General features: G+C 39.7%; 6 protein-coding genes, 2 tRNA genes, 1 rRNA gene and 1 pseudogene. 1 reads left to right on the forward strand and 9 read right to left on the reverse strand.

Annotated elements, in window-relative coordinates; genetic code table 11:
- Positions 1 to 61: 61 nt before the first annotated feature.
- The 6 genes and pseudogenes from AAA071_RS03955 to AAA071_RS03975 all read right to left on the reverse strand — a co-directional run bounded on the left by AAA071_RS03955 (position 62) and on the right by AAA071_RS03975 (position 6,857).
- Positions 62 to 1,177 (reverse strand): ABC transporter permease, encoded by a 1,116-nt coding sequence (locus tag AAA071_RS03955; protein ID WP_156697027.1) that lies wholly within the window; start codon positions 1,175 to 1,177, stop codon positions 62 to 64.
- Positions 1,177 to 2,289, reverse strand: a complete 1,113-nt coding sequence (locus tag AAA071_RS03960) for an ABC transporter permease (RefSeq protein ID WP_195213056.1) — start codon at positions 2,287 to 2,289, stop codon at positions 1,177 to 1,179. Before AAA071_RS03960 ends, AAA071_RS03955 begins: the two co-directional genes overlap by 1 nt.
- Complete coding sequence (locus tag AAA071_RS09510) at positions 2,286 to 3,392, reverse strand: ABC transporter ATP-binding protein (protein ID WP_412226865.1); 1,107 nt, start codon at positions 3,390 to 3,392, stop codon at positions 2,286 to 2,288. The genes AAA071_RS03960 and AAA071_RS09510 overlap by 4 nt, the downstream gene beginning before the upstream one ends.
- A 195-nt stretch (positions 3,393 to 3,587) precedes the next feature.
- Positions 3,588 to 4,085, reverse strand: a pseudogene (locus tag AAA071_RS09515) (ABC transporter ATP-binding protein); the annotation flags it as partial.
- A gap of 9 nt (positions 4,086 to 4,094) precedes the next feature.
- The gene (locus AAA071_RS03970) at positions 4,095 to 5,135 is read right to left on the reverse strand and encodes an HlyD family secretion protein (RefSeq protein ID WP_195213054.1); all 1,041 of its coding nucleotides are present in this window, start codon (positions 5,133 to 5,135) and stop codon (positions 4,095 to 4,097) included.
- 21 nt (positions 5,136 to 5,156) lie between these two features.
- Positions 5,157 to 6,857, reverse strand: coding sequence for an efflux transporter outer membrane subunit (locus tag AAA071_RS03975; protein ID WP_195213053.1), 1,701 nt, complete (start codon positions 6,855 to 6,857; stop codon positions 5,157 to 5,159).
- Between the two features lie 168 nt (positions 6,858 to 7,025).
- On the opposite strand from AAA071_RS03975, the gene AAA071_RS03980 reads away from it, so the two are divergent.
- A complete protein-coding gene (locus AAA071_RS03980; protein ID WP_128114310.1) occupies positions 7,026 to 7,304 on the forward strand; it encodes a helix-turn-helix domain-containing protein in 279 nt (92 codons plus the stop codon).
- A 123-nt stretch (positions 7,305 to 7,427) separates the two neighbouring features.
- On the opposite strand, the gene AAA071_RS03985 is transcribed toward AAA071_RS03980, so the two are convergent.
- From AAA071_RS03985 to rrf, 3 genes are all read right to left on the reverse strand, one after another.
- Positions 7,428 to 7,504, reverse strand: a tRNA-Arg gene (locus AAA071_RS03985).
- Positions 7,505 to 7,616: 112 nt separating this feature from the next.
- A tRNA-Trp gene (locus AAA071_RS03990) sits at positions 7,617 to 7,692 on the reverse strand.
- Positions 7,693 to 8,449: 757 nt separating this feature from the next.
- Positions 8,450 to 8,566: ribosomal RNA gene (gene rrf, locus AAA071_RS03995) — 5S ribosomal RNA — on the reverse strand.
- Between the last annotated feature and the right edge of the window lie 18 nt (positions 8,567 to 8,584).

An 8,584-nucleotide genomic window follows, 5' to 3' on the forward strand; every position in this document is an offset into this window, starting at 1 on the left:
TATATAGTTCTGCCGTATTGTTATAACAGAAATTAATAATTCAACTAGCTAGAAAACAAACTTATCCCACACGATTTCTAAACAACCACCCCGCCATTGACATAGTAACAATAGTTAATATAATCATAGGAATAAAGTTAAACCAAATATCCGTCAATCCTGCACCTTCTAGATAAATTCTGCGCATTGCCTCAACAGAAAACCGCATAGGATTTCCATATGTAAGATATTGCAATATTTTCGGCATATTATGTACAGGTGTGATTAATCCGGACAATAAGGCTAGTGGAAAAAGAAAGACAAAAACATATACGAGAACTTGCTGCATATTTTTTGCAATAGCCGAAATAGATAACCCCAATCCAATGCTACTACTTATAAACGTAAACAACACGGCATACACAAGAAATATATTGCCCCGAAATGGAACTTTAAACCAAAACATGGCTATTAATAACAATACAGTACTTTGAAACAGTCCTATTAACATGGGTGGTATAGACTTTGCAACCAAAATTTGCATAGATGATACGGGCGTTACCAATAATTGATCAAAGGTCCCCTGCTCTCGTTCTCGTGCCACAGATAGCCCCCCCAACATGATAACTTGTGTCATACTGATCAATATAACGAGACCTGTCAAGAAAGTCCAAGAAGACTGCTGATTTTCATTGTACCAGGTACGAGATTCAATTGTGATTCCCTTATGCTCAACACCTAACCAAGTCTGATTGAATTGAGAAATGATTTGCCCCATATAGGCTGTGGCAAGACCTGAAGTCATTGTATTCGTTCCATTTACAATAACAGTAATAGATGTAGGTTGTTTATGCTTTAAGTTTTCTTCAAAATCCTGAGGTATGATAACCGCCATAATAACCTTGTTGGAGTCTATTAATGGTGCGATTATATCCGGAGAGTTCGCAGATTGATACAGTTCAAAAACACCGGATGAATTAATAGTCGATTCTAATGCAGCTGCGGTCTGCGTATGACTTTCATCAATCAATACATAGGGAACCTTGTTGAGATTATAGGTTGCGGCATAACCGAAGAGGAACCCTTGAATAATGACCGGTAACAGTAAGATTATACGAGTTTTCGGATCTTTAAAGGTGGCTAATAGCTCTTTCCATATGATGGAGACAATTTGATTCCAATACAGGCGCCAATTCATTATTCCACCTTCTTCCGCGTAATATAAATTGTCAATATTGTAAAGCAAATAGCAAACCCCGATAATACGGCACTATTTTTAATAATCAAATACCAGTTATTTCCACCTAGGAACAATGATTTCAGTAATTCTAAAAAATATGTAGGAGGTAAAAGCCGTGAAATATATTGAATCACCACAGGTTGTGAATGTGGATCAAATAAAAAACCCGTCAATATTAAAGCTGGTAAAAAACTGGTGAGTAATGCCATTTGACAAGCTAAGAACTGTTTCTTCGTAAACGCAGATATAAGTAGTCCCATATTTAAAGAAACAATCAAATACAATGTGGACACAATGCAGATGATCCATAAGGAACCACGCATAGGTACTTCATAAAAGAAATACGAAACACCGAGGCAAAACAACAGCCCCAACATGGCCAATACATAATAAGGCACTACCTTAGCCAAAATAATTTCAATAGGCTTAACTGGTGTAACGAATAAAGCCTCAAAAGTACCACGTTCCCATTCTCTAGCCATAACGACAGCCGTAAGAAAAACGGATACAATCGTCATGATAATCATAATAAGCCCGGGAATCAAAAACCAGGTACTTGTATTTGCCTCATTAAACCACATGCGAGGGTTCATTGTTATATATCCACCACGTAGCATAAACGGAATATTCTTAACGGCCCATAAGTTAATAGCTGAGTTTACATAACTTTCTATACTCATCGCTACCGAAGTATCGACACCATAGTAAATCCCCTGCACTTTCCCTTGTCCACGCATAATTTGATCAGAAAAGTCCTGTGGAATCACCAATATGGCATCTACCTTTCGTTTTTCCATCAATAGTTCCGCCGTTTTTCTATCGCGAACCGCTATAGGTTGAAAGTACTCAGAGCCGTATAAGGAGTCATACACACTTTGGGTCATCGAATCTTGACGTTCCATAACCACTGCTATCGGCACGTGTTTAACATCCAAAGTAACCCCTGAGCCGATGAGGATAATAAGTAGTATAGGTAGCACAACACCCAACAAAATAGTGCTAGGGTCGCGCAATACTTGTAAGGTCTCCTTGTATACCAATGAGGAAAACCGTCTTATAAATCCGTTCATACGTCATCCTCCTGTTCCCGTTTTTTTAGTATGACGGAGATAAACGCTTCATCCATAGTACAATTCTCATCGCCGGCAATCCGTCTAACTTCATCAGGTGTTCCCAGTACAACGAGTTTTCCTGCATCCTGAATCATAATACGGTCACAATATTCCGATTCATCCATAAAATGAGTCGTAATAATAATCGTTGTTCCTCGCTTTGATAAAGAAGTAATCTGTCGCCAGAAATTACGCCTTGTAAGAGGATCAATACCACTTGTGGGCTCATCCAAGAAAAGAATTTTAGGCTCATGCATTAAGGCAGCCGCCATGGACAAGCGCTGTTTATAACCACCAGGCAAATCACCGGCTATCATATCTCTCACGTCATTCAGACGAAACTCACTGATAACGGCTTCTATACGATCAAGCTTCTTCTGTCCGTGAAGGCCGTACACACCGGCAAAAAAATTCAAGTTTTCCATAACAGACAGATTACCGTACAAAGAAAACTTCTGCGCTACATATCCGAAATTGCTTCTTGCCGCCGTACGGGATTTAACGACATCAATGCCGGCCACGCGCAAATCCCCGCTCGTTACAGGCAATAATCCACACAACATACGAAATGTCGTCGTCTTCCCTGCTCCGTTTGGTCCGAGTAACCCGAATACTTCTCCGCGCTGCACCGTAAATGATGTATTAGCCACCGCCGTAAAATCACCGAATGTCCTCACCAAATGAGATACGGAAATTTCTACTGGACGCTCAACCATTTCATTGGGGGCCAACAAATGCTTTCGTTCTTTCTCTATCGCACTTTCATCCAAATCCATATCGATACTATCTAAAGGCTTAGCCCCTTGTTTTGAGGCAATTTCATCCTCTTTTAACAGCATCATAAAGGTATCTTCCAAACGGCTCTGAACTGGTTCTTCCTCCATACCGTACTCATTAAGCCATGGAATCGAAAGCATTTCTTTTGTTTTTATGTACCTCACAGCACCGGCCTCTGGAACTGCATCCGCCACGCATTTCCTGTCATCCATCAATGCGGCCTGTACATTTCGCATGCTCAATGACTTCGGAATCTTTACCTGAAAGCATCGTTCCTCAGACATTTGAGTCAACTCATGCGGTGTCCCGGTTGCTAAAAAGCGCCCCTTATTGAGGACGAAAACATCTTTACAACGCTCCGCCTCATCTAAGTATGCAGTGCTAACAAGTACGCTAATTCCATCTGTACATACCAGCGACTCTAAGATCTCCCATAACTCCCGCCTTGAAAATGGATCGACCCCTACGGTAGGCTCATCGAGCAGTAATAGCTCCGGAGAACGAACCAATGTACAAGCTAGGCTAAGCTTTTGCTTCATACCACCTGACAATTTACCGGCTTGACGCTTAGTAAATTTGGCTAGCCCTGTCATATGCAGTAATTTTTCAAACCGCTTCGTTCTCACATGCAAAGGAATACCGTGTAAATCTGCATAGAGATTCATGTTTTCACTGACGGATAATTCCTCATAAAGCCCAAATTTCTGAGGCATATAACTGAGTCTATCTTGAACTGCCTGTGAATGTGCTTTCACATCCATTCCGAGGACCTCTAAAGAACCAGCCGTGGCATCCAATAAACCAGCTATCAAACGAATCAAAGTCGTTTTTCCCGCCCCATCTGGACCAACCAACGCAGTTAAACGGCCTTTCCGGATTTTAAAATCCAAATGGTCCAATGCTATTATAGGATCAGCTCCGACAAGGGGGAATTCTTTATATAATTGTGACCCTTCGATTGCATATACATCATTCACTGCACACCTCTATATATCAATGGAAACAGTGGCAGGCATTCCTAAACGGAGACGATTATCAGGATCATCTACATATACCCGCACTTCATATACAAGTGTAGTACGCACATCCTCCGTTTCTACCGATTTAGGTGTAAATTCCGCTACGGAAGAAATATATCCGATTGTTCCGTGAATCGGTTCGTTCTTATATGTATCCGTTGTTACATTTGCATCCATACCGTTATAAATTTTTCCTAAATCCCGTTCGTTCACATATACACGAACCCATTTCTTAGTATTCTCAGCCAATTTAAATACAGGTGTATTCGGTGAAGCCATATCACCGACCTGTAATAATCGGGCCGTTATAACACCGTCTATCGGGGACGTTAATACAGATTGGTTCAACAAGAACTCCTGACGGGCCAGTTCGCTTTTCATCGCATCCAATTGGGCTTGGGCCTGTGCTATATCTTCCTGTCTTGGCCCTGCGACAGCTAAATTGTATGCTTGCTGAGCCTCGTTTAATTTGGCTTCCGATACTTTCACCTTCGCCTGTATATCATCTACAGACTGTCGACTAACGGCCTTACCATTTGAAGCATTATAGGATTTTTGTAACTTCTCTGTCTCCTGTTTCGATTGAGCTAACGCAGCTTCTGCAGATGTAACTCGTGCCGATGCTTGAGCGATTTCTTCTGGTCTACTGCCTGCCTGCAACTTGGCCACTATAGCTTCCTGTGCTGCAATGGTAGCCTTAGCCTGCTGTACAGCAAGATTCAATTCATCAGAATGTAAATACCCCAAAATCTGCCCTTTGCTCACCACCGCACCTTCATCCACCAAAAGGCTGGCAATCCGGTCACTTCCCCGAAATGCAACATTAACTTCACGCAGATTCACATTGCCTTGCAACACAATATGATGAGAGGCCATGTACACTTCGTATTGATTATAAGCATAATAACTTACTCCACCCAAAATTATTAGAAAGGCAATCATTATACCTGCGCACTTTTTTCTATTATTCGCCATCCACCGTTTAAGGACATCAAGTTTCTCTTTCATAATCATTCCCCGTTTCTCACACTATTTCTTAGCATGCGAGTCCGCCTCTGCCTCCTGATCCATGTCCATGGCTTCCCAACCACCGCCTAAGGATTTGAATAAACGAACGGTATCAGCAAACTCTTGCCCCCGACTCATGATATATTGCCGCCTTGCAGACAATACATTTCTTCGTGCATCAAGAACACTTAAGTAATCGCTAAGACCGGAGTCAAAATTGGTTTGCGCCAAAGATTCCGCTTGCTGTGCAGATTCTACAGCAGATTTCAATTCCTCAGACTTAATATGATCCTGAGATGCATCCGTTACCGCATTTCGGACCTCTCCTACAGCTTTCAAAACAGTCTCTTCGTAAAGTGCCAAGTATTCCTGTTCCTTTTCTGTTTGTACCTTTATATTCTTACGAATAGCACCGGCATTGAAAATAGGCATAGTGATAGATGGTCCTATTCCTATCATTTTACCGATAGCCGAAATAAGACCTTCCGATGAAAACGACTCCAAGCCTATACTGCCATTTAGTGAAAATCTAGGCTTAAGGTCAGCCTTTGCAGCCTTGGTTTTCTGTTGTTGCGCCGCAATACGTCTTTCCGCCGCCTGAATATCAGGCCGTTGTCGTAAAGCTTCCGCCGGTATGCCGATAAACATGTGTGGATCCACCGTAGGTAATGAAGTATTTTCCATCAATAACCCGTCAATCTCGCCTGGAACTGTTCCTGTCAATATAGAAAGAGCAGCCATTGTGGAAGCTATATTTTTCTTTAATGAAGGAATCTCCGCTTGAGTCTGAGATAATGCATATGTAGCCTGTTGCACAGGTAATTCATTAATAATACCAGACTGATAATTTATCTTAATCAGTTCCAACGCTTCCTGTTGACGCTTCACATCATCTTCTGTTATGCGCAATTGCTCCTGTAAAGTTCTTAACGACATATACTGTAATGCGGTTTCCGCGCTCAAAGATACCCAAGTGGAATATAAATCCGCCTGTGATGCTTGTAACGAATTCGATGCAGCACGTGATTTTGCTTTTTGTCTTCCGAATATATCAATTTCCCATCGCGCATCAATTCCCAATTTACCGGTTTCTACATTTCTCGTCATCTTATCAGATATAGGTAAATTCTTTATCGCTTCTCGGTCTGAATCCCATTCACCCTGACCTCTATTAGCCGACCATGAACCGGAAGCATCTAGCCAAGGTAATCGCTGTGCTTCAGCAATACCCAACTGTAACCGTCCTTGTCTAACTCGAGAACGAGCTACCTCTAACTGCCGATTATTTTTGAGGGTCAAATCAATTAATTGATCCAATACAGGATCGTTAAAAACCTTCCACCAGTGGGCTAATTCTTCTTCACTGACCGCTTTCCCTTCTACAACCTCATACGGTAACGGATGTTTTCCCACTTCCTCTACCCAAGAATGTTCATTCAATTCTTTAGTTGCTTTTTGTTTCTCTGAAAGCTTAGTCTCATCAGCAGCAGTGCTCTTTTTCTTCTTTTTTTTGCCATCTTTGTAATACGATGCAATAACAGGACTGCCTTGGTCAGAATCATAAACAGTTTTTTCAGAATTATGCTGTATTGTCGTATTATCTCGACGCGTTTGATTCGTATCTCTATTTGATTGACTAAAGCTGATGCTAGCGCTAGCACTCCAAGCCCCTAATGCTAAACATATATAAACAATTAAAAGTTGTTTTCTATTCGTCTTCATAGCAAACCTCTTTTCATTTCCATATATATCAGTATCATTATATGTTCATCTTATAATATAAAACCATTATGTATCAATAATATGAAGTATCATTTCAATCTAACTTGAGTTTTATCGAACTTTCACATAAAATAAAAATGTATTAATATAATTCAAGTGGAGGCGATTATGTATATCGGTGAAATCATTAAAAGCTATCGCGAACAACATAATATGACAGTTGAAGAATTCGCAAATAAATCGAATCTAAGTCAAGCAGAAATCACCCAATTGGAAGAATTATTTCAAAGTGACAGAACAACACCTTATCCTGTTGCAATGCGACAAATTAAAAGTATAGCTGAAGCCATCGAACAGCCAATCCCCATCATTATGAATCTTATTTCTGCAGATCAAGAAATTGTCGTTAACGTAGTAGCTGAATCAGATCAGCCACATGCGAAATAATAAAACTTAGTTAATTAAATAAAGATCATTAGCTCATAAAAGGACCCTACATAAATATGTAGGGTCCTTTATATATATATAAAGCAAAATAAAAAAGCACCACATTACTGTGATGCTTTAATTTGGTGACCCAGAAGGGATTCGAACCCCTGGCCTTTTGATTCGTAGTCAAACGCTCTATCCAGCTGAGCTACTGAGTCATGTACAAGGTACTCACTTATATTAACATAATGATTGCAGCTACGCAAGCATTTTTTAATATTTTTTGAGTAATTTTATGGACATGCGGTCCGAAGACCGCCATCCAAAATTTGGCAGGGGCAGTAGGACTTGAACCCACAACCAACGGTTTTGGAGACCGCTACTCTACCAATTGAGCTATACCCCTATGTTCATCAAGCTTTGCTTGATACTTGATTAGTTTAACAAATATTACATACTATGTCAAGAAATATAGGCTTATTAATCAATAAAATAATAGGAAATATTAAAGGAAAAGAGCCCTCTTTCAAGGGCTCTTATGTCTACTTAACTTTTACCTTTATATATACGGGAGATGGTATATATAATTAGAGAGTTTTGTATATGTATTGTTTTGTTTATACACAGGGAGAGTATTGTTGTGTATTTAAGTGTTGTTTTATGTGTTGTATTGTTTTGTGTTGTTTGTATTATTTGTAAAAGGGACAGGTAAAAGTTATTAGTAGTAGACCTCCATTTCCTTAGTTGATCTCAATCAACTATAGCTAGTATATAGATAGTTCGTGAAAACATAGTGAAAGTGATATGAAATATAATCAAAACGAGTAATTTTTGGTACATTTTGGTATATTATTAAATATCAGAAAGATAGCTATAAAGCACGTATTTACTAGGCTAGATAGGGACCTATATAAAAAAGTGATAATTCTATGCATGAATAGAATATGTAATAAATAGTAATTATTAAAATTTATAATTAGACCTTCATTAATTATATTATCAATTAATTGATAATATAATTAAAAAATAATGAACTAAGCGATGCAGTGAATCTGTCGTTGTTTAATTCTTATTACCTTTAACTTGCCCTACTCACCAGGTCTCCTGGGAGGATAGAAAGCCATACATAAAAAAAGACACACCCTCAGGTGTGCCTTTGCTTCAATCAGCAGCTTCCTATCCTCCCAGGCCGTCTCCAGCCAAGTACTTTCGGCGTTTATGAGCTTAACTACTGTGTTCGAGATGGGAACAGGTGGATCCTCATAGCCATCGCCACTGAATCTGTCAGAGTTTGTACT

It is taken from the genome of Veillonella parvula (genome assembly GCF_040097785.1).
In the GTDB taxonomy this organism is placed as follows: Bacteria; Bacillota; Negativicutes; order Veillonellales; family Veillonellaceae; genus Veillonella; species Veillonella parvula_D.